Origin of the sequence: Nocardia sp. NPDC088792, from assembly GCF_044750615.1 — a bacterium.
Taxonomy (GTDB): domain Bacteria; phylum Actinomycetota; class Actinomycetes; order Mycobacteriales; family Mycobacteriaceae; genus Nocardia.
Genome location: NZ_JBIVKC010000003.1, coordinates 1,710,552 through 1,735,424, shown reverse-complemented (window position 1 = coordinate 1,735,424; position 24,873 = coordinate 1,710,552). Strand labels below are relative to the sequence as shown.

The window sequence follows — 24,873 nt, the reverse complement described above, 5'->3', positions numbered from 1 at the left end:
CAGGCCGCGGAAGATGACTGGCCGTACTCATCCGTGCTCGGCCGATGCCGTTTGGTGCGACGAGCGGCTCGGTAGTGCTGATGGATGGTTCCGCGTTCTGATCGGAGAACGACTATGTTCTTCCTTCGTTCCAGCGGCCAGGTTCTCCGGGTAAGACGATGCGGATCAAAGTGCCGTCGCGTTCGGAACCGTCGATGCTGATCGTCCCGCCGTGCTTGGTGACCACCTGTTTCACGATTGCCAGACCCAGACCTGAACCGGGCATGGACCGTGACTCGGTGGTCCGGTAGAAGCGTTCGAACACCAACGCGCGCTCTGCGGGTGGGATGCCCGGCCCGGCGTCGTCGACCTCGAATTCGAGCAGTCCGCGGCCGGTCTCACGCATGGTCACGAACACCTTCGCAGCAGCGGGGCTCCACTTCGCGGCATTGTCCAGCACATTCAGCAGGGCACGTTCCAAGCCCGCCGCGTCCCCGCGGACGATCCACGGCTGCATAGTGGCCTCGAACTCGATGCCGGTGTGGCGGTGCCGAACTCGTTCCAGCGCGCGTTCGGCCACGTCGGCGATGTCGACCTGCTCGTACACCGTCTCGGGCGCGTCCTCGCGGGCCAGGTCCACCAGATCGCCCACCAGCGTGGACAACTCCTCGATCTGAGCCATGACGTCGGAGCGCAGCTCGGCCATATCCTCGTCAGGCATCCGGGGCACGCTTGACCGGGAGGCAGCGATGAGCAGCTCCATATTGGTGCGCAAGGAGGTCAGTGGGGTCTTCAGCTCATGGCCGGCGTCGGCCACCAATCGGCCTTGTCGGTCCCGGGATTCGGCCAGGGCGCGCAGCATGGTGTTGAAACTGTCTGTCAGTCTTGCTTGTTCGTCGTCGCCGGTGACGGGTATCGGGGTGAGGTCGTCGGTGCGGGCCACCCGTTCGGTGGCGGTGGTCAGGCGGGCGATGGGCCGCAAACCGGTGCGGCCCACCGCGGTTCCGGCCGCGGCGGCCAGCATCACCCCGCAGCCGCCGACCACGAACAGCAGCCACGCCAGCCGGCCCAGTACCTCGGGGGAGGGTTGCAGGCGCTGGGAGACGACCAGGGCGGACCCGGAGTGGGTGCGCCGCGCCAGCACTCGCTGATTGTCGACGGTACGGAGCGAGAAGCCGATTTCACCACGCGCCACCGCCAGCTCTTGGGTGCCGATGGGCGGGTTCGTGCTCTGCGGCACCATGTACTGGGTGAGGTCCGGGAAGATCAACGCTACGCGGACGTCATTGGAGTACAGCCCCGCCAGCGCGATCGACTGGAAGCCGAGGCTGTCGAAGTTGTTGTCGATCATCAGCGAGGCCCGTTCGCGCAGTTGCGAATCCACATCGGAACGCAGCGAGCGCGCTTCCATCTCATAGGCGGCGATGGATGCGAAGGCGACGACCACGGACACCACCGCGGCGACAGACAGCGTTACCCGCCAGCGCAGCGGCACCGCCCGAATCACCTGCATCGATGGTCGGATCTGCCGCTTCAACGGACGACCGAGTGAGGCGATAACCGTCGATTCTGGTACGGACCTATCCACGAAAACCCTGCCCCATCCACCCCTTGAAGCGGCGTAACCACCAGCGTCACGGCGTGGATCGACGCCTAATCGTCCACTCCCCGAGCACACACCGGGAAGTATGCCGACCCGGACTGAGACCGGGCTGAGAAGCCCAGCCAGTCCACGTCTCGAGCTAGACAACCAACCGAGGCTCGCTCTGCACGTGGATCTTCTAACGAGCCAGTACTTTCGAAGGGTCTGGCGCAGAAGTGAAGACGTCGCTGGGTGCGGCGGCTGGTACGTCTGGAAGGGGCCGGTACAGCCTGTCGCGATGATGGACGGCGCTTTCGGAACTTACGAAGCAGCACAAGGCGATCGGACCGAGAGTCCCGGGTCTGCCTGCCGCTTGAAGTCGAACGCACTAGCCGCGGACCGCGCTGACCGAACTGATCACGGCACCTTCTGGCGGGCGCACATCAGGTCTCGTGTACTAGCCAGCCGACGCTTGATCGGCGTGGTAGGTGGTGCAGACACCCAATGTTTCGTTGTCGAGCGAGACGTGGTTGAGCTGGGGAATGTGTTGCACCAGTTCCTGGTACAGCCACCTGGTGACGAACTCGAACGTCGGGTGAGGATCGAACAGGTCGGTCCACTGATTGCCGGAGAGACGGGCCGCGTAAGTATCGAGAAGGTGTTCGAGAGTGTCGGTGTCGACGAACCGCTCGTTCTCATCGAGTTGGGTATCGGAGAAGGTGAAACCAACCCGCATGATCACGCTGACGACGGTGACCGGTGCGCGGCCGGACTCCCGCCACACCGGTGATGAGAGGCCCTGGCGGGCGTCGAAACGCCGCCTCATCTCGACGTTGAACACTGACCGACGATACCCACGACGTCGGCGCCGAGCATCGTCAGCGGGTAGCCGGAAACGCATGGTGCGACGAACGGGCATCACTGACTGACTCGAAAGCGGCGGCACGCGAGGGTAAGCAGTACAGTGCCGAGGTGCCTGTCACCGTGGAAACACTGACCGAGGTCGACGACGAAATCGTCGAAGCTTTCGACCGGCTGCTGCCCCAACTGTCGCAAACGGCGAATCGGTTGGACCGAGAAGCCTTGGCGCGGTTGGCCGCTACGGAATCGACCACCGTCTTGATGGCACGAAGTGATGGAAAGATCGTCGGGACACTGAGTTTGGTGATGTTCGCGATCCCGTCGGGCTTTCGAGCACGGGTCGAGGATGTGGTCGTTGACGACTCTGCCCGCGGTCATGGCATCGGTGCGGCCTTGATCGAGGAGGCGAAGGTTCGCGCCGGCGTTGCCGGTGCGCGGACGTTGGACCTGACCTCGCGGGCTTCTCGGTCGGCAGCCAATCGCCTCTACGAGAGGCTCGGATTCCATGCGCGCGAATCCCGTGTCTATCGCTTGGCGCCAACCGACTGATCCCGCACCGCCCGACCATCGGAACGCACTCTTATCAGCCGTATGGCGCGCTGACTGGTCCGGCCAGCGCGGGACGGCCGAAGATCAACGGGTCGCGCTGAATTGAGGCCGGCGGAGCGTTCGCTCCTGCCGAATTTTGCGCGCCTGGCGGGTAGGCGGACTTGGGTCGCGACTCCGAACGCCAGTTCGGACGAAGGCGCTGCTACGGCAGCGGGATCTTGAAGTCCAGACCGCCCTCGAGCGGTACTACGAACGGCACCAAGCCTGCTGGAACGGCCGCGACCTCCAGATCCGAGAAGATCAGCGAGAGGTTGTGGCCGTTGGTTTCGACCATTGCCTCATAGAAGGGCAGACCGAGTTGTCGCGACCAAGTGGAGGCTTCCTCGGAGTCAGGTCGAAGGGTGGCGCCCGGGTATAGGTTCTGCCAGCGCACACCCCACACGTAACCATTCATGTCGCGGCCCGTTTCGTTGTCGACGAGTCGCTCGTCGAGGGAACGGGCCCAGATTTCGGCCGTCAGCGCCGTCGTGGCTGTGGCACGGACGCAGTATTTGAAGCGATATCGCAGGTACTCGGGTGGTATGCCGGTCCGGGGATCAGCGGTCGCATAGATGAAGATGTCGTAGTCGCGCATGTAGTCGGCGTAGGCGTGAAACACGATGGCCTGGTCGCATACGTCCTCCAAGGCCTGAGCGATCTGCGCGGCATCCACCGAGTCATTTTCTGATGTTTGGTGCGGACCGCACTTCAGACACGCGCGCACCGCGCTGACTGAACCGGCCGGCCCCGGACTTGGAAGAACAACTGGGACTATCGATCCGGGGCCGGCCGAACGAGCCCCACTGCCAAGTTCCGTGTGACCGGATCAGGCTTTGGCGCACACGATGCGTCGACGTTCTACCGTGGGATCATGATCGCGGCCCCGAATGACGTTGTGCCTGGGCAGGTCATCCTGCTCAACGGTGTATCGAGTTCCGGTAAGACCAGCCTCGCCCGTCAGCTGCTCTGCGACCTCGATCGGCCGTTCTTCCATATTGGGGTCGACATGATCGGCGCGATGCGCTCCGAACCGCAGACCGATCGACTCGACCAGGCTGCTCTCCAGCAGGCGCTGTATCGGACCCGGGCCGGGTTTCATCGCGCTGTCGCGGGAATGGCCTTGGCGGGCAACGATATTGTCATGGACCACGTGTTCAGTGAACCGTGGCGGCTCCAGGATTGTCTGGTGGTCATGACCGGAATCGATGTGGTGCTTGTCGGCGTCCATTGCTCGGCGGATGAGCTGCTGCGCCGCGAGAAGCAACGGGGCGACCGCACGGTCGGTACAGCAGCCGCGCAGCTGGCCAGCACACATATCCACGGCATCTACGACTGCGAGATCGACACCAGTGCGCAGAGTTTGACCGACTGCTCGGCCGAGATTCGGCGGTGTGCCCGTGGCCCTGTGGCTGCTCGCGCCTTCGGTCGGCTCCGCGGTGAGCTGTAATTTCGGTTCCGAAAATCGTCCACAATTGCCGCGACCCGGGCGTTCGTGCCCGGCTGGCCAGGACCCGATCCTGACAGCAAGTGTCTAACTAGCTGGCGAGCGGGTGGTTCGCAGAGTCGGTAGCTCTCAGGATGATGTGCCGTACCAGGTGGCGATTTCGGTGGCGTGGTTACTCAGGGAGGTGCGTAACCATTGGGGTGCAAGGGCTTCCGCGTTGGTCGCGAGTTGCCACAGTGCCCATTCGGCGTGTCTGGGATCTTGGAAGGTGACCTGTAGTCGCAGCCAGCCGTCTGTGTCGGTTTCTTCGCTGCGGACGGCGAGGGCGGTGCTCAGTAGTTCCTCTCGCCGTGCCGGGTTTACTCGTACCAGCACGGTGAGGTGGTCGCCGCTCGTGCGGAACTGTGTGCTGCGTTCGTGCCAGGCCTGGTCCAGGTCGACCCGGTGGGGTCTTTGTGCGGGTTCGGGGAGCTCTTCGGCGGCCAGGATCCGCGAGAGCCGGTAGGTGCGGTCCGCGCCGGATCTCGTGGCCAGTAAGTAGCCCCGCTCGCGTACGGTGACCAGGCCGATCGGGTCTACTGTGCGCCACTTCGGGGCCTGGTCGACCGCCGCGTAATGGATGCGCAGCTTGCGTCCGGCCAGTACTGCGCGCCGAACTTCGGTCATGATGGCGTCGGGCACCTGCTGGGCCGCCAGCGGGAGCGAGAAGAGGTCGGTCGCTGGGTCGATGAGCAATCGCTGGGCCGAATCGGTTGCGGTATCGAGAGAGTTTTCGGGCAGCGCATCGACCACCTTGCGTATGGCCGAAGCGAGCGCCGAGCCGAGTCCGAATGTCTGTGTGCCGCGCCGTGATCCGGAGACCAGTAGGGCGAGTGTCTCGTCGTGGTTGAGTCCGGTGAGCTCGGTGTGGAAGCCGGGTAACAACGCGAAACCGCCGTGGCGGCCGCGTTCGGCGTACACCGGGATTCCGGCCGCGGAGAGCGCCTCGATATCGCGCAACACGGTGCGGGTGGATACCTCCAGCTCGCGCGCCAGTGCGGGCGCGGACAGCCGACCGTGCCGGCGCAGCAGCAGCACCAGTGAGACCAGTCGGTCGGCGCGCATACGAAAACCTTTGCAGCGATACATGACACAGGATGTCGTGATTCATTGGGAGCCTTGTCAGTATGACGAACAAGATCACGGCCACCGAGCCGAACGACCTGGGCAGGTACTTCATCGAGCGCGCCAACGCGGGCGACGTCGACGGGCTGGTCGCGTTGTACGAGCCCGATGCCGTGCTGGCGTTCCCGCCGGGCAGCCAAGCGAACGGACATGCACAGATCCGCAAGGTGTTCGAGCAGCTCGTCGCGGCCGCGCCGGTGCTCTCGCCGGGTAGGCAACATCCAGCTCTGGTGAGCGGAGATCTGGCGCTGACAGCGTCCACGCTGACCACCGGTCAGGTGAGCGTCGAGATCGCGCGTCGCCAGGCGGACGGGTCCTGGTTGTGGGCCGTGGACCAGCCGACACTCGTGCCGTAGCGGGCCGGTGTGACCGAGCCTCCGTCGGCGGCACGTATGGAGAAGTGTGCAGTTCAGCCGCCTGAAGCTTGACACGAACTTTGTTCGTCGAGTAGAACTTAGATCGTAGATAGTGAACTTAGTTCGTAACGGTGTCTCGGAGGTTTGTGATGCGAGTTTCGGTTATCGGAGCCGGTCTGGGCGGCCTGGCTCTCGCGCAAGGCCTGCGTGGCGGCGGGATCGAGGCCGACGTATTCGAGCGCGACCCGGGGATCGTCGCACGGTTCCAGGGCTACCGGCTCGTGTTGAACCCCATCGGTTTTCAGGCGGTACGCGACTGCCTGCCGACTCGCTGGCACCCGCTGCTGGACGAGATCGTCATGCACGCCTCCGCCGAGCAGCTGATCCTGGACCCGCAGCTGAACGAGATCGGCAAGCTCGGCGCGGGGCGCACCGGCATCGTCGTCGACCGGCAAGTGCTGCGGCACCTGTTGCTGACCGGCCTCACCGTGCACACCGACGCCGCGCTGACCAGCTACGACGTGCTGCCCGACGGCCGGGTCCGAGCCGAATTCGCCCGCCGCGACCCGGCCACCGCCGACCTGCTCGTCGGCGCGGACGGCATCACCTCCGCGGTCCGCGGGGCGTTGTCACCGCAGACAACCCCGACCGACACCGGCGTCCGTTTCGTCATCGGCCGCACCCCGTTGACCGACGAGTTCGCCGACCTGTCCAAGGCCTACGGCTCGAAGATCGCCGGCGACGGCGTCAGCTTGCTGCTCGGCGCGATGATCTTCCCGACTCCGCCGAAGCAGGCCGCCGAGCAGCTGGCCCCCGAAGTCACGCTGCCCGACATCGGCGACTACGTGCGCTGGGCCATGATCCTGCCGCCGAACGGCTCACTGGAAGACCTGACCGCACAGGACGCAGTGCTATCCCGAATGGAAGGCTGGCATCCGCAGCTACGCGCACTGATCGAGCAAGCCGACCCGGACAACAGCACACTGCTGTCCATCCGGGTGGTCAAGCCTGGTGAGCGTTGGGCATCCGGCCCGGTCACCCTGCTCGGCGACGCAATCCACGCCACGTCCCCGACCGGCGGCAACGGCGCGAACACCGCGCTGCGCGATGCCGACCTGCTGCGCCGCTGCCTGATCGAGGCCAACGAAGGCCGCCGAGATCTGCTCAGCGCGGTCGACGATTACGAGCGGCAGATGTTCGAATACGGCACCGACGCCGTCCGCAGCAGCCTCGAGAAACTGCCTGCCTTCGCTCCCGAAGCAAAACTGTCCTGAAGCCGAGACTCACCTCGCCCGCGACCGGATAGGTCCGGTCGCGGACACACTGATCCCGTGATCGGGCACGCCGGTTCCCCTGCGCTGCATGGCCACGGCGGCCTGTCGGTACGTAATCAGGCTCCAGCCAAAGGAATTCATTCGCCCGCCACCAGTTACGCCGTGAGCGGGACCCGGCGCCGGCCATGGCGCGCCGCAGCAAAGGCACGAAATTGATTGCGCTCGAGGCTTACCGTCCGCTGGATCGGCCGGGCCGGAGTCCGCCTCGTGCGGATGGGCGTTGTCGTCTCGGGGTGATCAGCGATCGGAGGTCCGCGTGCATCGGCGGCATCCAGAGTCCGGTTCGTGCGCTCAGTGCCGCGGTCAGAGGTCGATCACGACCTTGCCGCGGACGTGTCGGGCCGCCTGCAGCTCGACTGCCGCACGGATGTCCTCGACGGGGAAGGTCGCGGCGATGGGTACGCGCAGACGGTCGGATGCGACAAGGCGCGCGATGTTCTCGAGGGCATCGGGCGCGGCGTTGGCTCCGTTGGCGGCCGGGATCCCGTCGACCACCGCAGCGATGGTGCAGATGCGACTATCCGGAACTCCCAGCTCGCGTGCGACGTGCACAGTGTCTGTCCCGTGCAGGTCCAATGCCGCGGTGACAGGGCCAGCGTCGAGGTCGCGGACCCTGGCGATCAGGCCGTCGCCGTATGCGACCGGTTCGGCGCCGAGGCTTCGCAGATACTCCGCTGTCGACGGAGAGCCGGTCCCGATGACTCGTGCGCCCGCGATTCGGGCCAGCTGGACAGCGAACACGCCGACCCCGCCGCCCGCCCCGCCGACCAGCACCGTGTCCTCCGGACCGAGGTCGAGGACATCGAGAGCAGCGGCCGCGGTACTGCCCGCGATCGAGAGCGTGGCGGCGGTGCGATCATCGACCTCGTCCGGAGTGTGGTGAGCGATGCCGCTCGCGATGTTCCCGTTCGCGTCGACCACGACGAAGTCGGCGACGGCCCGGGACAAGGCCGCTCCGAATACCCGGTCGCCGACCGCGTAACCGCTCGCACCCGCACCGATCTGGTCGACGACTCCCGCGTAATCAGTGCCGAACCCGGCGGGCAGGCGCAGGCCGAACCTTGCCGCGGTCCCGGCGTCCGCGGTCATGAACCAGTCCATGGGGTTCAAGCCGGCTGCGGTGACTCGGACGCGGATCTGCCCATCGCCCGCCTGGGGTTCGGGCACGTCCTGGACGGTCAGTACTTCAGGGCCGCCGAATGATTCGAGCCGGACCGCCCTGCTCGTGCCGGCTCGGAGTCCGCCGTTGTGTTGCTGCATCTTTGCTGTCTCCTCGTGTTCGTGGAGCCATCCTGAAACGGGCTTTCGCTTCGCTGACAAAAACTTCGCAGCGTCAGGTGGTAGCCGAGGATCGTCGACGGCGCCGGGCTGCCACCGGAATCCGACTTCGGTCGGACCTGAGCCGCTCTCACCGGCATCGATCATTGCAGGATCGACCTCTCATCAACAAAGGCCACGGCAATCAGTTAGCAACTTGATATCACGCGCCTCGGAAGATCAACGGACCGCACGGATCTGATTCCGCTGCGGTCGTTGAAATCCGGTTGAAACTTGGTGCAGCACCGACAACTGCCTGGGCGGATCCGACCCGCAAGCCCCCGACGAGGGCCTCGGCGATCCGGACCGCTCGTGGGGAGTGAACCCGCGTATCGGGGAAGGACAGCAGGGCCTCACTCACTGCCACGTTCGCTGCCCGCGCTGAACCGGCAATTCAATAGCAAGCTGATCCGACGGTAGCCGGATTTACTGCGCACCATCCTAGGAGCCGGACCGGGGGACCGGCGAGCGACCATGCCGCCGCCTCGCCGACCGATCACCGCAGGTCGGCCACCAGGTCGTGATCGCTGCGGACGGTCGGATGCGTACAGCACACGACGCATCCGACCGCTGTCATGGATCACCGAGCCTGGAACTATTTGACGATGGTGCACTTCAGCGACTTGGATCCCTGCTGGCCGTCTTTGGTGGTGATCGTTACACCCACCTCCGCGATCCTGCCGACAAGATCGGCAGTTGCGTTGAACTGGGTCTGCTTAGCGTCTGCGGGCCACTCGTAGCCGTCGGGGTAGGTGGGCAGCCAATCCGGCCATGTCCAGGCATAGGTCGCGTCCATCGGCTGCACGGGCTGGCCGCTATCGTCCGTTGCAATCGCTGTGATCATGGCGGGTTTACCTACGGCAAGGGTCGCCGCGTCGTCGCTCACGCCTGCACCACCGAGAAATTGGATCCGCATTGTTCGCTCCGTCCATCCTTGATGAGATTTTCCACTCCGCCGCTGTGCAGGTGCCCAGGTAGCCGGCGAGTGTCGGTGCGCACGAAATGCCCGGCACCACTTCATGATCCGCTCGACTCGTGCATCAAGTCTCGGATATCCGCAAAGTTCGTCAGTCCGGGTTCGGACTCGCCTGGGTGCCGCGCCGCGCCATGATCACGCGCCTTGCGAGCGGTAATACAGTGGACGAATACGTGGGGCAGCCGCAGTCGTGAAAGCTCCCCGGGTCGGGTGTTTCCTAGACATCGAAAACCGCTCGGGCATGGAGGCTCGGCATCGGATCCGTACGGCTCGCTGGCTGTCATCGGTGAAATGTCTTGTCACTTGGCTGACTCGCGGTGCCGTCGTCGGCGGTACATGTAGACCCCCGCCATCACAATCACGATCAGCACAGCCCATTCCGGTGCAACGAGCGCGACCGTCGTGATCACATCCAGGCCGACGGCGATCTCGGCAATCGGGATCGCTACCAGCAACAACGCACCGGCCCACAGGATCACCGACGAAATCGCTTGCGCGGCAGAGAAGTAGGTCAGGGAAATGTATCCAGTGACTCGCGAAATTGCAGTGCGCAGACACTGCGCAGATCGCGCAAAGAAAGACATGATCGACAGAACCATCGAAACAACCCCAGGGACGTGCACCACGGCAGACATGCCGATACTCACCAGAGCAGGTGCGGGACAACAGGTACGGAAACGAACCTGGCCGGCGCCAATCCCCTCCGAGATCCTGCTGGAGAAGGTCTAGGCGGCCGCGATGCTCAGTCCTGGGGCGCGCGCTCGAACATGCCCGGCGGCACCGGGATCACTGTGCCTGCACGAGAAGGTTGTCAGGCCGCGGTTGCGTTGGTTGACCAGCGAGTAGCCCGTCGACCGTCCCGAACCACCGATCAGCGCGACCGCGACTGCCACCACAAGCACTACAACGGCCGCGGCCATCGCCTGTGCCGCGCTCCCGATGGTGACCGGCAGCATGAACAGCAGGATCGAGGCAGCGAGGAACTTCAGCACCAGAGCTTGGTCGCTGAAATCTATCGGCACACCACAAATGCTACAGAACCCACAGTCTCCCAACACAGCTCGTACCATCTCCGGTCTGCAGTGGACCTTTCGATATCGCTCGGAGGCTGCACCTAGCACTCCGGCGGAGGTCGACACCGGAGTACTGTCGGCTCTGCTGTCGGAATCCCTATCAAAGATGGCGCTTCCGCCACTGATCTGGCTGCTGGTCGCAGCCCTAAAGTCGCTGAGTGCCGGGGAGGATCCCCGGTCCCCACCCTGAACGCGCGAGCTACGCATCGTTCGTCACGTTCAGCGATCCCGACGGTAATGAGTGGCTGGTCCAGGAGATCACCGAGCGGGCACCTGGCCGAGACTGATACGACATTCTGAATCCGCTGCGCCACAACGACCTCCGCACACATGCCTCGTGTGCGGAGGTCTCGCAGTGCATGCCTCGACCTGCGCGAGGCATGGTCCGCAGCTGCCAGGCGCACGACCGGATGCCCCGTGATGCTGTTGCGGGCCTACGTCAGAGGTGGTCGCGGACTATGGCCACGACGTCGGCGGGCCGGCTCAGGAACGGGCAGTGACCGCCCGGCCAGGTCACGGCGGTGTCGCAGCGTTGGGTGAAGTGGGCGACCATTTCGGGCAGGATCGCCCGGTCCTCGGTCGTCGCGATGTAGGTCGAAGGGGTGTCCTTCCACGCCGCGTGTGCGGGTGAGTCGCTGAAGATCGAAGCAGGCTCGGGGCGTAGGAGTTCGATCGCTTGGTCCGCGACTTGGGTTGTGCAGTCGGCGAATAGGCCTTCGCGGGCACCAGCCGGATCGAGCCGGGTCATGCCCGCGTCATCGACGGTCAGTGGCAGCGGGGCACCTTGGCGGCCGGTCTCCTGTTCGATCCGCGCGATCCACTGTTGGGCGTTCTCGCCGACATCGAAGACGAAGCTCGACAGATACAGCAGGTGCGAGATGCCCTTCAGACCTGTCGCAGTGACCCCACCGAAGGAATGGGCCAGTACCACCGGCGCCTCAGCCGCTTGATCGACGAGTTCCTGGACAAGTAGGGTGCTGTCGGCGAGGGAATGGCCCGCCAGATCAGGCACCGTGACAGTGACCCCGTCGCCGCGCAGACGCTGGGTGACCTCATCGTAGTGAGCCGGTTGCAGCCAGGCACCGTGCAGGATTATCAAGGGGCGCATAATCATTCGTTATACACGCCGCGACATAACTCCCGCGTCAGAGCTGGATTCGGCAACGTCTGCTCGGCCACCAACGGCCCAGTGAGGCCTGAGCTCCGCACACCACGTAGTTCGCTTCCTCGAGGATATCGAACACTGCCACACTTCGACTGACGCGGCGGAGGCGATGGTTGCCCGGCCATTGCGGAAGTCGATCACGGTTGGCAGTATTGCCCTGGTATGCCGCAACTTCCCGATATTGCTCGTGACAGCCTCGATGGTTTGTCCGTGGGCGACGCACTCGGCGCCCAATTCTTCGTACCCGGCAGCTCGGTTCCCGACCTTCTCGCCGGCCGACCACCCGCCGGACCATGGCCCTGGACCGACGACACCGAAATGGCGTGCTCGGTGCACACCGAGATCCGTACCAGAGGCAGCATCGACCGCGGCGCACTCGCGACTGCCTTCGCCGACCGCTGCGAGCCCTATCGCGGCTACGGCGCCGGCACAGTCGTTGTGTTGCACCAGATCCGCGACGGGCGCCCCTGGGCCGAAGCGGCCGCGGCCGCATTCGACGGACGCGGTTCCTGGGGCAACGGCGCGGCCATGCGTGTCGCACCGCTCGGAGCCCATTTCGCCGGAAGCCCGGATCGGGCCGCCGCTGAGGCCGCCCGCTCGGCCGAAATCACCCACCGTCATCCCGAGGCCATCCTCGGCGCTATGGCCGTGGCGGTCGCGGCCAGCCACGCCGCGGCCACCCGCGAAACAGGCTGCACACCAGCAGAACTGCTCGGCGCCGTTGAGCCTTACTTGATCGACGGACATACCGCCGCCGGTATTCGCCGAGCCCGGGAACTGCTGGGTCACACGGTCGCCGCGGCCGCCTACGAACTCGGCAACGGTGCCCGGGTCAGTGCCCAGGACACTGTTCCGTTCACCCTCTGGGCCGCGGCCACCTACCTGCACGACTACCCGGCTGCTATCACCGCTTGCATCCAAGCAGGTGGGGATGCGGATACCACCGCCGCCATCGTCGGCGGCATCGTGGCCGCCTATACCGGTGTCGGGAACCGAGCCGACGTCAAAGGAATACCGCGAGAATGGCTTTCCGTCAGAGAGCCTCTCCCACAATGGATGATCCACTGAGTCGACGCCCCTTGCCTCCGTAGCGAACGGGCGATCGACGATACGGAATACACCCTTCTCGGGCTGCCGGAACCGGTCATGGTGCTGTCAGCCGAGCGTCTACTACTGCGGAGCCGATGCGAATTCCGGTGGCACGGTTCATCGCGACTGCTATGAAATGCTGGCTCGATGCGGTTGATCGATAGCGACGGATACGGAGTGGAGCTACGGGTTGCGGGCTACCAATTCCCGGATGCTGTCGACCCGCGAATGCGGCGGAGCTGGCTCATGATCGAAGGGACTGCCTACTCCCCGCAGGGCGACTGGTCCTTCCGCTGGCAGGCGCTGACACCACCGGAGGCTATGGCCTTGGGCCAGTGGCTTCAGCAGGCTGCGCAGGTGCCGGTCGCCAACGAACCCCGAATCACGCAATTGACGTTCACCGAGCCGAATCTGGTCTTCTCATTCTCCACGACGGATACGGAATTGATCGAGTTGAACATCAGCTTTGATCTGGAGTTCTCGCCACCGTGGCGACGGCACACTCGCGCAGGCGACCCGTACGTCGTCTCCTGTTGTCTCACAGGAGACTCCGTTTCGGCGGCGGCGACCGAGTGGGCCACTGAAGTCGAACCGTATCCGGGATGACAGGCAGCAAGCAGTTGGGAGCAAGGCTGACTTCCGTTCACACCGCGGACTGTGCAGTCTGCACCGGCCACATGAACCGGTGCAGCACAGAACATCCTGTATTGGCCGATGAGGGGCCGTTTCTGTGGTCAGCCGAGGTGGTCGTTGGCGCCGCTGACCCAGGCGATGTAGCGCTCGGCTGACCGCTGGACCGCGGCCTTGGCGTCGGCCGGGATCGTCCCGCCGAGCAAGCTGTAGAGACGTCCGAACTGATACGGCTCGAGCCGGTCCATGATCTGGCGTACCAGCCCGGCGGAGAGCGGGATACGGTTCGGATAGCTACGCATGAACGTCACCCACCCCTTGGCGGGTACCGGCAGGATCGTGTCGCCGGTGAGCAGGGTGCCCCGGCCATCGGACCCCGTGGCAATGTGTGCGACCGCGGCACCAGGGAAGTGTCCGCCGGCGGCAATGATGGTGACGCCGGGCAGGATCTGCTCGACGCCGCTCCATTCCCGGATGACCGGGTCCTCCCGCTGCACCCATCGGCGGTCCGCGGAGTGCACCAGCACGGGGATGTTCCCGAGTCGGTGACTCCAACTGACCTGTGAGCCGTACATGTGCGGATGACTGGCGACGATCATCGCGGCTCCGCCGAGCCCGCCGATCGTGTCGACCAGCCGCTGGTCGAGATGGTTGGGCGGATCCCATAACAGGTTGCCCTGTGGGGTCTGCACCAGATGCGTCCATTGGCCGATGGCGAACGAGGGTTCGCGGTTGAACCGGTGGAGGCCCGGTTCCAGCTCCTCGTGCACCAGTTCGTGACCGTCGGCAGCGAGTTTGTCCAGTGTCGTCCATACCTGACCGGTCTCGGGCACCCACTGTCGCTCGTCGGCGCAGATCTGGCAGGTGGTGGCAGGGGGCTGTTCGGTGTCGGGATGCTCGACTCCGCACGTTCCGCAGATCCAAATCGTCATCAGGCCAGTCTGAAACCTGCAGTCCGATTGAGGTCAAGTCCGGTGGCGCGCAAGCCGAAAGCGCAAAACTTCGGCAGCACCCCAACCCGGCCGCGAGCGAAACACAGCCAAAAACGTACTCTCCCTGCGTTCAGCAGTGGGCGCTCTTCCAGCTGACGAGCTTGTCGAGGTTGGCCGTGACCACCACCGCGGGCGGGTCCGGCATCGTGTGCTCCAGGTGGTCGACGATGATGGTTTCCATCTGCGAGTAGTTGAGGCTGATCTCGCTCGGCGCGTTCGGCCGGAAACTGCTGAGCCGCTGGATCTCTCCCCGCGGATTGCTGGGCGTTTCGCCTTGCTGCAGGGCCTGCGCGAGATCGATCTCGTGCTGCACCTCGTTGCACGCTTCCTTGGTCGATCCCGGCTTCGCGGCCGAACTGTCGGAGTCGCAGGCGCTCATCGTGACAGCTGCGGCGAGCAGAACAAGGCAGGCGCTGCCGACGCGCAACACGATGCCCCCCTGGAAAATTCGATCGGACTCTGCGGATTCGGTGCGACCTTACTGGGATCTATGAATTTCGTCTTGTTGAACCTGCGGGTTGAGGCGGTTGTCGCAACACTTCATGGAGTGCTTCTGCACCGATGAGCGAGCACTTAATCCGGTATACCTGATCTGCTGCCCAAATCGGACTCACCCTCGACGCTGAACCTCCATGACCGGACCCTGACCTTTCAACCTTTGTGAAGGTCGAATTGCCCTGGCGCGAGACTGCGGGACAGGCAGAATTCATTGCCCTCGGGATCGGCCAGCACCACCCAGGTCCGACCGTCGCCCTGACCGACATCGACTTTCGCCGCGCCGAGCGCTTGCAGCCGGTTGAGCTCGGTTTCCTGGTCGCTGTCGATCGGGCAGATGTCGAAATGCAGCCGGTTCTTGCCGCTCTTCGGGTCCCGCACTCGGACGAACATCATGTTCGGCACTGCGGGGCCGCCGCGCAGTTCGGCCAGCCGCTGGTCGTCGGGCACCTCGGGATCCGGCCCGATCTCTACCGTGCTGCCGTCCTTGTCCTGGTAGACAACGTAACCGAGCACGCCGCACCAGAATTCGGCCAGCCGCCGCGGGTCGGCGCTGTCCAGCGTCAGTCCTTCCAGCCGACTCGTCATCCACGCTGTCCTTTCACCAGGAAGAATTGCGGTGCCAGCAGCCGCCAGACGCCGGTTGACCTGCCCCTCGGTGTAGACGACCTCCGGCTCGAAATACGTGCGGGCGATATGGCTGAGCAACGCCTCCCGCAACGCGCGCCTGCGGGCCTTCATCGTTGGCATCGATACCAACCGGCCATCGCGATAGAGACGGTCGATAGCCGGATCGCTACTGCCGCTGCCGCCATCGGGCCGGGACCGAACCGGGATAACCCCCTTGCTCATGCTCCCACTGTCGCGCCCCGCCGCGTGCGGTCGCAACGGGATTTCCAACCAGCCATGTCAAAGTCCACGGCGACCGGCAGGCAGGTCGGAAGGACGGATACGAGGATGATTTCCCACTACCTAGGAGCGATCGCTGCGTGTCCGGTTCGCTGATCATTCGCCGAGTTCTCGGTCGCAGGCATGGAGTGCGGGCCCGATCATCTTTCTGATTCCGGCGGTTCGACTCGTGCCCGGGTGTGAAACGGCGTCGAGACGAGAACCGGGATGATCCGCTTGTGGAAGGGCTTGACCAGTGCGAAATAGGCACGTCCGATTCTGTCGGAGAATTGCACCTCGGTGCTGAAACTGCCGCGCTGCTGCACTGGGTCGACCTCGAACAGCGCCCGGAACACAAAATGCTTGTCGGTATTGCCGCACACCACCAGCTCCGGCGATACCGACTCGACGAGCAGCGGCCCGAACTTGCGGCCCACCTCCAGATGGACCGGCTGGCCGTAGTTCCGCTGCTGAGTGTTGAACCCGAACGGACCAGCGACCCGGTCGCGCAGGGACAGCACCAGGTCGAGCCAGCGCGGTGCGGACTCCAAAATCAGTGCGCAGAACCGGGGTGCGTCCATCGGTTCGGGGAGCGCGACACTGTATTTGTCGGCGTAGTCGATGCGGCCGAGCGGGCTTGTTGTCATGGCTGGGGACCCTTCCGATTTCGAAAAACAATTCGAGAGCGACTCGCGCAGGCGGCAATGCATGTCATCGTTGCGCCACCCGAGCATGATGCACCTTGCAAGCCGGTGTATTGAGCACCGCCGCCTACGTGCCGAATTCCCTGCGGTAACCCTGGTTTTCAGGTTTGGGGTTCATCGGATCGTTTCGTCGGCGAGGCGTTGCAGGTAGCCGGCGAATCGGTGGCGGTCGGGTTCGCTCCAGGTCGCGGTGAGCTGGTCGAAGCAGTGTCGCTGCCAGTCGTGTGAGGCAGTCAGGAGATTGTTTCCGTCGCTGGTGAGTTGGAGGACGACCCGGCGGCGGTCGTGGGTGGAGTCGAGGCGTGCGAGGTGTCCGGCTGCGATGGCGTCGCGGACCATGCGACTGGCGCCGGAGTGGTCGAGACCGAGTTGTTCGGCCACGGTGGTGACGGTGGCCTCGTCGCCGGTTCGCAGGGCGGCGGCGACGGCTTCCACGACCTGGATGTGCTGCACGCGCCGTAGTTCGCCGTCCGGCCCGGGGGCGCCCGGGGTGGGCGTGGCGTCTACGTACGCGACCCTGACGGCCACAGCTACGAGCTGTTCACGGCTTGAATAAGCCTGGGGGAGAGGCGGACTCCGCAATCTGCGCGTCGCCGACAAACAGAAAATCTGTTGCCGCCGCGTCCTGTGAAAGTTCAGCATGCTGTATGACTTCCGATTTCGTTCAGCAATATTCCGATCTGTCCGAACGTGACCGCCTGTCGAGATCCCCGCACGGCCGCCTGGAATTCCTTCGCACTCGAGAACTGATCCGGCGAGTTCTGACAACGCCGATGAGGGTGCTCGACATCGGTGGCGGGACCGGGGTTCACGCCGAATGGCTGGCGGGAGACGGCCACTCGGTCCATCTCGTCGACCCGATACCCGAACATGTCGAGGAGGCCGCGGCCCGGCCCGGGATCACCGCCGAGGTTGGTGATGCTCGGCGATTGACTGCCGCCGATCACAGCGTCGATGCCGCCCTGCGACTCGGGCCGCTATATCACCTCACCGAATCCCGAGACCGTGCAAGGGCGTTGGGTGAGGCAATGCGCGTCCTTCGCCCCGGCGGCATTCTGATCGCGGCCGCGATAAGCCGCTATCTCTCGGTCCTCGAAACCGGTAGCAACGGCAGGCTCGACGACACACTCACGCCTGCGGTGCGTGAGGCAATCGTCACGGGCAACTACGACGGTCATGTCGGCTTCGTGCAGACGCATTGGCACACGGCCGATGAACTGCGTATCGAGCTCGAGGCCGCAGGATTCGGGCACGTCGAGGTGTACGGGATCGAAGGTCCGACCTGGCCCACCCTCGATCGTGCCGGCCTCGACAACTTTCCGGCCCTCTTGCCGGCAGCGCTGCACTGCGCGCGACTGCTCGAACGGGATCCGCTGCTGATCAACACGAGCGCACACCTACTCGCGATCGCACGAACCGAACGCTGCATGTCGGAGTGATCCCGATGCGTCATCGTGTCAGGTCGTCGAGGCCGTTGAGCCGGGTGTTGTGCGCTGCCCGGATCAACCAGCGACCTGCCCGCTCGACGAGTACCAGAGTGATGAGACCGCGGCGGTTCTCACCGGTGGAAGCGCCAGGCAGGACGTGGTCAGGCCATACCCACTCGGTGTGAACGAGCGCGACTGTGGGGGCGATGGACTGGATGTCGAGGATGGTCTGACTGTAGTTCTTCTTCTGTGCAACAACGGATTCCGGCACATCTTCGTGGCCGCGCACGTTGTCCTCCCGTGATCGCCACCACAGGCCGCGGTGTGTGATGAAGTCGCAGTCCTCGGTGAACAACCGCCCCCACTCCTGCATCTCGTGCGCTTTCCAGAGTTCGGTATAGCGATCGAGCAGTTCGCGGATCGCAGTGGTGTCGGCATGCATGCAGCGAATTCTCAGACCACAACCGCAGTTGAGGTCAAGATGGCAGGTCGGTGAGCGAGGGGTGGGTGGAGCCTCCGGCCGCGTGGTGTGGTTGTGAATTGACGACAATGCGCAACCACTGCGCGCCCACGTCGAACCGATCATCAAGCGATCCGCCTCCGTCGTGATCGGCCGGGTATTCGGGACCTCTTACCGGACCACCCTGTGGGTGCTGCTGGCACTCACGACAACGGTCGGCGTGGCTATCCTGGGATTGCCGGCCGTGATCGGCAGGCCGACCGTCGAGTCAGTCGCCGATCATGGCTGGGGTGAGCGTCTGGTGGCCGACGGTCATGGATAGGTGCGAGCGCTCGAACGTCCCTGTCTGCCACGGTGAATCCGGTGTCCGGGTCGATCTCGATGCGGGATGGTGCCCCTGACCTTGGGCTCCGGGCGGTCTGAGATAAAATCGGTGGTTCTTGTGTGTCGAGGGGACGCACAATCGACCAGTTAATGACCGGCTTACGCCTGCACCGAGGAGACACTTGTGATCACCGCGACCGACCTGGAGGTCCGGGCCGGAGTCCGCACCCTGTTGACGGCTCCCGGCTCGGCGATGCGGGTGCAGGCCGGTGACCGGATCGGGCTGGTGGGACGCAACGGCGCCGGCAAGACCACTACGCTGCGCATTCTTGCCGGTGAGGGTGAACCTTACGCCGGGGCCGTGATCCGTTCGGGCGAAATCGGATATCTGCCGCAGGATCCGCGTGAGGGCGATCTGGACGTGCTGGCGAAGGATCGGGTGCTGTCGGCGCGTGGACTGGACAAGCTGCTCCGGGACATGGAGAAGCAGCAGGTGATCATGGCCGAGGTCGCCGATGACAACGAGCGGGACAAGGCCGTGCGCAAGTACGGGCGGCTGGAGGAGCGGTTCTCGGCGCTGGGCGGCTATGTCGCCGAGAGCGAGGCGGCGCGTATCTGCAACAGCCTGGGACTGCCCGAGCGGGTGCTGGCGCAGTCGCTGCGAACCCTGTCCGGTGGTCAGCGGCGCCGAATCGAGTTGGCGCGCATCCTGTTTGCCGCCTCCGACGGCAGCGGCGGCAAGTCCGACACCACGCTGCTGCTGGACGAGCCCACCAACCACCTCGACGCGGACTCCATCACCTGGCTGCGCGGGTTCCTGCAGAACCATGACGGCGGGCTCATCGTCATCTCCCACGATGTCGAGCTGCTCGCGGACGTGGTGAACAAGGTGTGGTTCCTCGACGCCGTGCGCGGGGAAGCCGACATGTACAACATGGGCTGGAAGAAGTACCTCGACGCCCGCGCGACCGACGAACAGCGGCGCGTGCGCGAGCGGGCCAATGCCGAGAAGAAAGCGGCCGCGCTCAAGCAGCAGGCCGCCAAGCTCGGTGCGAAGGCCACCAAAGCCGCTGCCGCGCACCAGATGGTCCGGCGCGCGGAGCGGATGCTGGCCGAGGCCGATGATGTGCGCGTGTCCGACAAGGTGGCGCGCATCAAGTTCCCCGAGCCCGCCCCTTGCGGCAAGACGCCGTTGATGGCGACCAACCTGACCAAGCTCTACGGCTCGCTCGAGATCTTCACCGGCGTGAACCTGGCCATCGACAAGGGCAGCCGCGTGGTGATCCTCGGCCTCAACGGCGCGGGCAAGACCACCATGCTGCGGCTGCTGGCGGGCGTGGAGACCCTCACCGCCGGGCAGATCGACCCGGGCCGCGGTCTGAAGATCGGCTACTTCGCTCAGGAACACGACACCCTCGACGATCAGGCGACGGTGTGGGAGAACATCCGGCATGCGGCTCCCGATGCGGGAGAACAGGATCTGCGCGGTTTGCTGGGCGCGTTCATGTTCTCCGGTCCGCAGCTCGAGCAGCCCGCGGGCACCCTGTCCGGTGGTGAGAAGACGCGTCTGGCGCTGGCCGGTCTGGTCTCCTCGGCCGCGAATGTGCTGCTGCTCGACGAGCCCACCAACAACCTGGACCCCGTCTCGCGTGAGCAGGTCCTCGACGCGCTGCGTAGCTACGCCGGTGCTGTGGTGCTGGTGACCCACGATCCGGGTGCTGCCGAGGCACTGAACCCGGAGCGCGTCATCATGCTGCCGGACGGCACCGAGGACCACTGGTCGCAGGAATACCTGGAACTCATCCAGCTCGCCTGACCGGCGAGAGTCGTTTCACCACAGCGGCGCCGCGTGTTCGACGCGCGGCGGCTGGCTGTGGGCTTCTCGAGAGTTTGCGGTCGCTCGAGTGTGCCTGCCGCGTTGCGGCGAAGGCCGAACCCGCGGCTCCTGTCGTTTTCGCGCGTGCCCGATCTTCGACGATATCGACTGTCTCGCAGCAGATTTGGAGACCCCCGCGGCCGACGCTACCCGCACGATCCGGATCCGGTCGCTATCGTAGATCGGGTGGGGATTTCCGTTGTCCGCGGGGCTGGGCGTCACAACCTCGGTACGCTGGTGATTCTCATCACAATGATTCGTTGATCACAGCCGTCCGAGTCTCTAACCTTGAATGAGGCGCCCACGGCGACTCGGAGGAAGCCATGAGTGACAGGCCCGCACAGGGTAAAGCCGTATTGGGTAAAGGCACGCGCGTCACCGGAAAGTCGCGGGATCGCTTGCAGACCCAACTGAAGAAGCAATACGAGGCAGGAGCCAGCATCCGCTCCCTGGCCCGGGAGACGGGGCGATCGTATGGCTTCATCCACAACGTGCTCGTGGAGTCGCATGTGCAGCTCCGCAGCAGAGGCGGTGCGAATCGCCGGAAAGCCGCGAAGAGCAAGTAGCCGCATGTGAGGCACGGTCGCGACCGGCGAAAGCCGGTCGACGACTTGCGGGTTCGCATGTGACCTAGCGGATGACGGTCCCGTCGCCGAAGACGAGCAGATTTGCGAGACTCTCGAAAATCGGTAGACCGGTCTTGATTTCGAGATAGGCGAACTGCCCTTGGGGGTTCACCTCCAGGAAGTAGAACTCGCCATCGAGGCCCACGCGCAGGTCGAGCACGCCGAAGGCCAGTCCCAGCGCCCCCATCAGGGTCGTGAGGGACTTGCTCACCGAGGCGGGCAGCCGATCCGCGGTGAAGGCGACGGATGTGTCCAGGCGCGAATCCACCCGTCCCACACCGGATTGCGAGTCGATCCGCACCACCCACTCGATGCCGTCCACCCACACGATGCGCAGATCGCATTCGGCGTGGATGTAGCTCTGGAAGATGGTGGGGGAGTTGCGGATCGTGCCCAGGCGGCCCAGATCGCCCGGCGTCACCACGCGCGTCTCGGTGAAGGCGCCACGGCCGGTGCCGGTGCGTTTGTAAACCACTGGGCCGGGCCGGGATTCGATGAACCCGCGCGCCTCGTCGGCATCATTGGTGACGAGGGTCTCGGGGACCGCGAAGCCGGCCCGGTACGCGGTCTCGAGCTGCACGATCTTGCGGTTGGCGGTGCGGTCCGCGCCCGGATCGTTCACCCACAGTGCGGGAATCGACCACAGCAGGCCCTGCAGGAAGCCGTCGCATTCGGCGCGGCGGTAATCGTTGTCCTCGGTGCTGGCGCCGGCGGGCACGCCGCTCGGGTGCGGCCGTCGCCACCATACCGAGGTGACATCGTCGAGGCCCATGATGTGGGACAGGCCGCGGTAGCTGCCGTCGCCGCCGAGCCGGAAAGTGCCGTTCTCGCGCGGGAAGTCGCGCATGTCCAGGCGGATGGCGTTGTGTCCGTGATATTTCCGCAGGGTGGCGGTGAGCGCGTCACCGTGGAGGTCGTCGGCCTCGGTGACGATGAGCACCGATCCTGTGGTGCGGGCGGCCATCGGCGTACCCGTCAGTCCAGGCTGTCGCAGGCCGTGCCGTCGTCGCTACCGTGGTGCGACCGGGTCTGGCAGCAGGTCATGGTGGCGCCGCCGACTCCGGGGTCGGGGGTGAGTTCCAGTCCGCGGGCCCAGGTTTCGGTGAGCCGGGCCAGTTCGTCGTCGCCGCGGACGGGGCTGTGATCCTGCGGGAGGGTCAGGGGGCGGTCGGTGAGCTCGATGCGGCGGCGCTGTGTGAAATCCGCGGTGGCGCCGTTGCGTATCCGCACCAGGACCGGGCGGCCATCGCAGATTCCCTGTGCGGCCGCAACTTCCCAGTCGGTGAGGTCGAGGATATCGGCCCGCCGGAATGTCCAGGTCCCGTCGCTCACGCGCACGCTGATACTTCGCTCGGTGGCTGCGACGAGATAGCCGGGTAGCGGTGGCGCGGTGGTCGCGATGGCGTTCGACCCGGGTCGGTGCAGGGCGCCGGTCATGCTGAACTCCGATCTGCTCGGGATTTGCTGCGGGGCCGAGCGTGATCTGAATCATATCCCGCGACACCGTCGATCCGGTCCGCAACGAAAGAATTCTGCCGCCCCGGCAAACGATGCGGGGGCGGCAGAAAGCGTTAGGGCCGAATAAAATTCGATGAATAACCGGGTGCCGTAATGGGTACCGACCGGGCGGTCAGAGACCGAGCGCGTCCGGTGAATCGGACAGTGCTCGCAGGGCGCCGGCTGGATCGGCAACCAGCTTGCGCGCCTTGAGATCCAAGATCCCGGTGACCACATCCACCTGCGCGGATACCGTGCCGTCCAGTTTTAGGATCTGCTGCCGAATCGTGAAAACCTTGCCGCCGGACCACTCGAATTCGCAGCTCACCGTGACCTCATCACCCAGATGCAGTTCCCGGAAATACTTGATGTTCTGTTCCAGCACCACCGGACCGATCCCGGCCGCCACCAGCTTGTCGCCCGGCAGCCCCGCCGCGCGCAGCAACTCCCATCGCGCGTGCTCGGCGTACTGCACATATACGGCCTGATTCAGGTGACCGTTGATATCGAGCTCGTACCCGCGCACGGTGATCGGAACAGAGAAAACCATGAACCACACAACGACGCTCGCGATCGCGCCCATCCCGGAATCGCAGTGGTATGACGCACAATCACGGCGATTGCCGGGCTACCGGCAGAGAAACCGTTCGGAAGGGTATTGCCGCAGGTTGGCGTGACCGCATCGGCGCAGGTCGACCGGCTTGTTCAGGCGCGGTTGGCATTGCGCTCGGCCCACCACTGAGGAATGTCGAGAAAGTGGTTGTCGTAATCCTGCTGGGCCTGTTCGATATCCGCGGGCGTGGCCTGGCCGAGGGCGAGGCGTTCCAGGAAACGGAAATAGCCGTGACGCTCGACGCCGGGCATGAGGGCGATGAAGATCCGGGCCGGGCTGTCGGGCGCCGCGCCGAAGGCGTGCGGCATGAACTTGGGCACCACGAGCGCCCCGCCCGCGCCCACGGTGACGATCTTGTCCCCGGCCCATACCTGCAGTTCGCCGTCGGCCACATAGAACAACTCGTCGGAGAGCGTGTGGTAGTGCGGCGTCGCACCGTCCGCGCCGCGCGCCATGGTGACCTCGACCGTGCTGCTCGAGCCGCCGGCCTCGTTGGAATCGATGAGCAGACGCACCGAGACCGGCTTGTCGGCGCCGATGGTGACGGAGTCCTCGGGGCGGCGGACGGCGGCGGGACGGGAAGCGGTGTTCATGACTATCTCCGAACTATTCGGTGATTGATAATTCGCTACCGAACTATATGGCATCGAATAGAGTGTGTCCATGGGTGAGAAGGACGCCGACGCGGTGGACATGATCGAAGCGCAGTGGCGGCGCGAACGGCCCGACCTCGACGTGGAGGCCATGGCGATCATCGGCCGCCTGGGCAGGCTCTACCTGATCGCCGGCCGGCAGATCGAATCCGTTTTCGGCGCACACGGACTGCAGCGCGGCGAGTTCGATGTGCTTGCGGCACTCCGTCGTTCGGGAGAGCCCTATGAGCTCAACCCGTCGGTGCTGGCCGACACCCTCATGGCCTCGCGCGCCGGGATGACCGGCCGCCTGGACCGGCTGGAGAAGGCGGGCCTGGTGCGGCGCAGCGCCGATGCGGGTGACCGGCGCGCGGTCAAGGTCGCGCTCACCGACCGCGGGCTGGAATTGGTCGACGTGGTGGTCACCGAGCATGTGGACAACGAAACCCGCATCCTCGCAGCGCTTTCCGCGCCGGAGCGCAAGGAGCTGGACCGTATGGTGCGGGTGCTCCTCGCCGGGCTCGGGGACCTCGACTGATCTCGGTGCTCTACCGGGCGTCCGCCGCGCGTTGTTCGAGGTCGGCGATCTCCGCGCGACAGCCACTCCTTGTCGGCCGTGCTGGTGGCCGCGGCCATGGTGAGCATCCCGCGCCGGAAGCGATCGGGCATCTCGGCGGCCTTCAGCGGCCGCCCCTGTTCGTAGAAGTAGCTCGCGGGCTCCTCGTGGAACGCCAGCCGGCGGCGCAGCACGGTGAGCTGGTCGGCCGGATCGGGCAGGAAG

At 65.0% G+C, this 24,873-nt stretch carries 29 protein-coding genes; 10 read left to right on the top strand and 19 right to left on the bottom strand.

Going from position 1 to position 24,873, the window contains the following annotated elements; all coding sequences use genetic code 11:
• Positions 1-112: 112 nt before the first annotated feature.
• Positions 113-1,492: an ATP-binding protein gene (locus tag ACIP5Y_RS26210; RefSeq protein WP_400353688.1), complete on the bottom strand. Its 1,380-nt coding sequence runs from the start codon at positions 1,490-1,492 to the stop codon at positions 113-115.
• 526 nt (positions 1,493-2,018) lie between these two features.
• Positions 2,019-2,402: a hypothetical protein gene (locus tag ACIP5Y_RS26205; protein WP_400353686.1), complete on the bottom strand. Its 384-nt coding sequence runs from the start codon at positions 2,400-2,402 to the stop codon at positions 2,019-2,021.
• A 131-nt stretch (positions 2,403-2,533) separates the two neighbouring features.
• Here ACIP5Y_RS26205 and ACIP5Y_RS26200 point away from each other — a divergent pair, with 131 nt between their 5' ends.
• A complete protein-coding gene (locus ACIP5Y_RS26200) occupies positions 2,534-2,971 on the top strand; it encodes a GNAT family N-acetyltransferase (RefSeq protein ID WP_400353684.1) in 438 nt (145 codons plus the stop codon).
• A gap of 202 nt (positions 2,972-3,173) precedes the next feature.
• Here the strand turns inward: ACIP5Y_RS26200 and ACIP5Y_RS26195 are convergent, their stop codons facing one another.
• Positions 3,174-3,683 carry a hypothetical protein gene (locus ACIP5Y_RS26195; RefSeq protein WP_400353682.1) on the bottom strand — a complete coding sequence of 170 codons (510 nt, stop codon included), beginning with the start codon at positions 3,681-3,683 and terminating at the stop codon, positions 3,174-3,176.
• 198 nt (positions 3,684-3,881) lie between these two features.
• On the opposite strand from ACIP5Y_RS26195, the gene ACIP5Y_RS26190 reads away from it, so the two are divergent.
• Positions 3,882-4,457 (top strand): chloramphenicol phosphotransferase CPT family protein, encoded by a 576-nt coding sequence (locus tag ACIP5Y_RS26190; protein WP_400353680.1) that lies wholly within the window; start codon positions 3,882-3,884, stop codon positions 4,455-4,457.
• Positions 4,458-4,583: 126 nt separating this feature from the next.
• Here the strand turns inward: ACIP5Y_RS26190 and ACIP5Y_RS26185 are convergent, their stop codons facing one another.
• On the bottom strand, positions 4,584-5,558 hold the full coding sequence (locus ACIP5Y_RS26185) for a helix-turn-helix transcriptional regulator (RefSeq protein ID WP_400353678.1): 975 nt from the start codon (positions 5,556-5,558) through the stop codon (positions 4,584-4,586).
• Between the two features lie 62 nt (positions 5,559-5,620).
• On the opposite strand from ACIP5Y_RS26185, the gene ACIP5Y_RS26180 reads away from it, so the two are divergent.
• Positions 5,621-5,974 carry a YybH family protein gene (locus ACIP5Y_RS26180; protein WP_400353675.1) on the top strand — a complete coding sequence of 118 codons (354 nt, stop codon included), beginning with the start codon at positions 5,621-5,623 and terminating at the stop codon, positions 5,972-5,974.
• A gap of 149 nt (positions 5,975-6,123) precedes the next feature.
• The gene (locus tag ACIP5Y_RS26175) at positions 6,124-7,248 is read left to right on the top strand and encodes an FAD-dependent oxidoreductase (RefSeq protein ID WP_400353671.1); all 1,125 of its coding nucleotides are present in this window, start codon (positions 6,124-6,126) and stop codon (positions 7,246-7,248) included.
• A 363-nt stretch (positions 7,249-7,611) separates the two neighbouring features.
• Here the strand turns inward: ACIP5Y_RS26175 and ACIP5Y_RS26170 are convergent, their stop codons facing one another.
• The 5 genes from ACIP5Y_RS26170 to ACIP5Y_RS26150 form a co-directional block, all read right to left on the bottom strand.
• On the bottom strand, positions 7,612-8,568 hold the full coding sequence (locus tag ACIP5Y_RS26170; RefSeq protein ID WP_400353669.1) for an NADP-dependent oxidoreductase: 957 nt from the start codon (positions 8,566-8,568) through the stop codon (positions 7,612-7,614).
• Positions 8,569-9,220: 652 nt separating this feature from the next.
• Positions 9,221-9,511 carry a hypothetical protein gene (locus ACIP5Y_RS26165; RefSeq protein WP_400353667.1) on the bottom strand — a complete coding sequence of 97 codons (291 nt, stop codon included), beginning with the start codon at positions 9,509-9,511 and terminating at the stop codon, positions 9,221-9,223.
• Positions 9,512-9,900: 389 nt separating this feature from the next.
• Positions 9,901-10,236, bottom strand: coding sequence for a hypothetical protein (locus ACIP5Y_RS26160; RefSeq protein ID WP_400353665.1), 336 nt, complete (start codon positions 10,234-10,236; stop codon positions 9,901-9,903).
• A 90-nt stretch (positions 10,237-10,326) separates the two neighbouring features.
• Positions 10,327-10,623 (bottom strand): DUF6412 domain-containing protein, encoded by a 297-nt coding sequence (locus ACIP5Y_RS26155; protein WP_400353663.1) that lies wholly within the window; start codon positions 10,621-10,623, stop codon positions 10,327-10,329.
• A 490-nt stretch (positions 10,624-11,113) separates the two neighbouring features.
• A complete protein-coding gene (locus tag ACIP5Y_RS26150) occupies positions 11,114-11,782 on the bottom strand; it encodes an alpha/beta fold hydrolase (RefSeq protein WP_400353662.1) in 669 nt (222 codons plus the stop codon).
• 267 nt (positions 11,783-12,049) lie between these two features.
• On the opposite strand from ACIP5Y_RS26150, the gene ACIP5Y_RS26145 reads away from it, so the two are divergent.
• Together ACIP5Y_RS26145 and ACIP5Y_RS26140 are read left to right on the top strand one after the other, a co-directional pair.
• Positions 12,050-12,907 carry an ADP-ribosylglycohydrolase family protein gene (locus tag ACIP5Y_RS26145; protein WP_400353660.1) on the top strand — a complete coding sequence of 286 codons (858 nt, stop codon included), beginning with the start codon at positions 12,050-12,052 and terminating at the stop codon, positions 12,905-12,907.
• Between the two features lie 267 nt (positions 12,908-13,174).
• The gene (locus ACIP5Y_RS26140) at positions 13,175-13,534 is read left to right on the top strand and encodes a hypothetical protein (RefSeq protein WP_400353658.1); all 360 of its coding nucleotides are present in this window, start codon (positions 13,175-13,177) and stop codon (positions 13,532-13,534) included.
• Between the two features lie 128 nt (positions 13,535-13,662).
• Here ACIP5Y_RS26140 and ACIP5Y_RS26135 read toward each other — a convergent pair whose 3' ends face one another.
• The 5 genes from ACIP5Y_RS26135 to ACIP5Y_RS26115 form a co-directional block, all read right to left on the bottom strand.
• Positions 13,663-14,490: a hydrolase gene (locus ACIP5Y_RS26135; protein WP_400353656.1), complete on the bottom strand. Its 828-nt coding sequence runs from the start codon at positions 14,488-14,490 to the stop codon at positions 13,663-13,665.
• Positions 14,491-14,620: 130 nt separating this feature from the next.
• Positions 14,621-14,980: a hypothetical protein gene (locus ACIP5Y_RS26130; protein ID WP_400353654.1), complete on the bottom strand. Its 360-nt coding sequence runs from the start codon at positions 14,978-14,980 to the stop codon at positions 14,621-14,623.
• Positions 14,981-15,201: 221 nt separating this feature from the next.
• The gene (locus ACIP5Y_RS26125) at positions 15,202-15,945 is read right to left on the bottom strand and encodes a VOC family protein (protein ID WP_400353652.1); all 744 of its coding nucleotides are present in this window, start codon (positions 15,943-15,945) and stop codon (positions 15,202-15,204) included.
• 149 nt (positions 15,946-16,094) lie between these two features.
• Complete coding sequence (locus ACIP5Y_RS26120; protein WP_400353650.1) at positions 16,095-16,667, bottom strand: DUF2867 domain-containing protein; 573 nt, start codon at positions 16,665-16,667, stop codon at positions 16,095-16,097.
• 84 nt (positions 16,668-16,751) lie between these two features.
• On the bottom strand, positions 16,752-17,165 hold the full coding sequence (locus ACIP5Y_RS26115; RefSeq protein WP_400353648.1) for a MarR family winged helix-turn-helix transcriptional regulator: 414 nt from the start codon (positions 17,163-17,165) through the stop codon (positions 16,752-16,754).
• A 119-nt stretch (positions 17,166-17,284) separates the two neighbouring features.
• Between ACIP5Y_RS26115 and ACIP5Y_RS26110 the strand changes: the two genes are divergently transcribed.
• Positions 17,285-18,076, top strand: coding sequence for a class I SAM-dependent methyltransferase (locus ACIP5Y_RS26110; RefSeq protein ID WP_400353646.1), 792 nt, complete (start codon positions 17,285-17,287; stop codon positions 18,074-18,076).
• 10 nt (positions 18,077-18,086) lie between these two features.
• Here the strand turns inward: ACIP5Y_RS26110 and ACIP5Y_RS26105 are convergent, their stop codons facing one another.
• The gene (locus ACIP5Y_RS26105) at positions 18,087-18,650 is read right to left on the bottom strand and encodes an SgcJ/EcaC family oxidoreductase (RefSeq protein WP_400353644.1); all 564 of its coding nucleotides are present in this window, start codon (positions 18,648-18,650) and stop codon (positions 18,087-18,089) included.
• Positions 18,651-19,032: 382 nt separating this feature from the next.
• On the opposite strand from ACIP5Y_RS26105, the gene ACIP5Y_RS26100 reads away from it, so the two are divergent.
• Positions 19,033-20,664: an ABC-F family ATP-binding cassette domain-containing protein gene (locus tag ACIP5Y_RS26100; RefSeq protein ID WP_400353642.1), complete on the top strand. Its 1,632-nt coding sequence runs from the start codon at positions 19,033-19,035 to the stop codon at positions 20,662-20,664.
• A gap of 383 nt (positions 20,665-21,047) precedes the next feature.
• Positions 21,048-21,290 carry a helix-turn-helix domain-containing protein gene (locus ACIP5Y_RS26095; RefSeq protein WP_397003959.1) on the top strand — a complete coding sequence of 81 codons (243 nt, stop codon included), beginning with the start codon at positions 21,048-21,050 and terminating at the stop codon, positions 21,288-21,290.
• A gap of 64 nt (positions 21,291-21,354) precedes the next feature.
• Here the strand turns inward: ACIP5Y_RS26095 and ACIP5Y_RS26090 are convergent, their stop codons facing one another.
• From ACIP5Y_RS26090 to ACIP5Y_RS26075, 4 genes are all read right to left on the bottom strand, one after another.
• Entirely contained in the window at positions 21,355-22,314 is a 960-nt protein-coding gene (locus ACIP5Y_RS26090) for a hypothetical protein (RefSeq protein WP_400353640.1), read from the bottom strand.
• 11 nt (positions 22,315-22,325) lie between these two features.
• The gene (locus ACIP5Y_RS26085) at positions 22,326-22,787 is read right to left on the bottom strand and encodes a hypothetical protein (RefSeq protein WP_400353638.1); all 462 of its coding nucleotides are present in this window, start codon (positions 22,785-22,787) and stop codon (positions 22,326-22,328) included.
• Positions 22,788-22,980: 193 nt separating this feature from the next.
• On the bottom strand, positions 22,981-23,397 hold the full coding sequence (locus ACIP5Y_RS26080; protein WP_400353636.1) for an acyl-CoA thioesterase: 417 nt from the start codon (positions 23,395-23,397) through the stop codon (positions 22,981-22,983).
• A 155-nt stretch (positions 23,398-23,552) separates the two neighbouring features.
• Entirely contained in the window at positions 23,553-24,053 is a 501-nt protein-coding gene (locus ACIP5Y_RS26075; RefSeq protein WP_400353634.1) for a cupin domain-containing protein, read from the bottom strand.
• A gap of 70 nt (positions 24,054-24,123) precedes the next feature.
• Between ACIP5Y_RS26075 and ACIP5Y_RS26070 the strand changes: the two genes are divergently transcribed.
• On the top strand, positions 24,124-24,630 hold the full coding sequence (locus ACIP5Y_RS26070; protein WP_400353632.1) for a MarR family winged helix-turn-helix transcriptional regulator: 507 nt from the start codon (positions 24,124-24,126) through the stop codon (positions 24,628-24,630).
• The last annotated feature ends 243 nt before the right edge of the window (positions 24,631-24,873 follow it).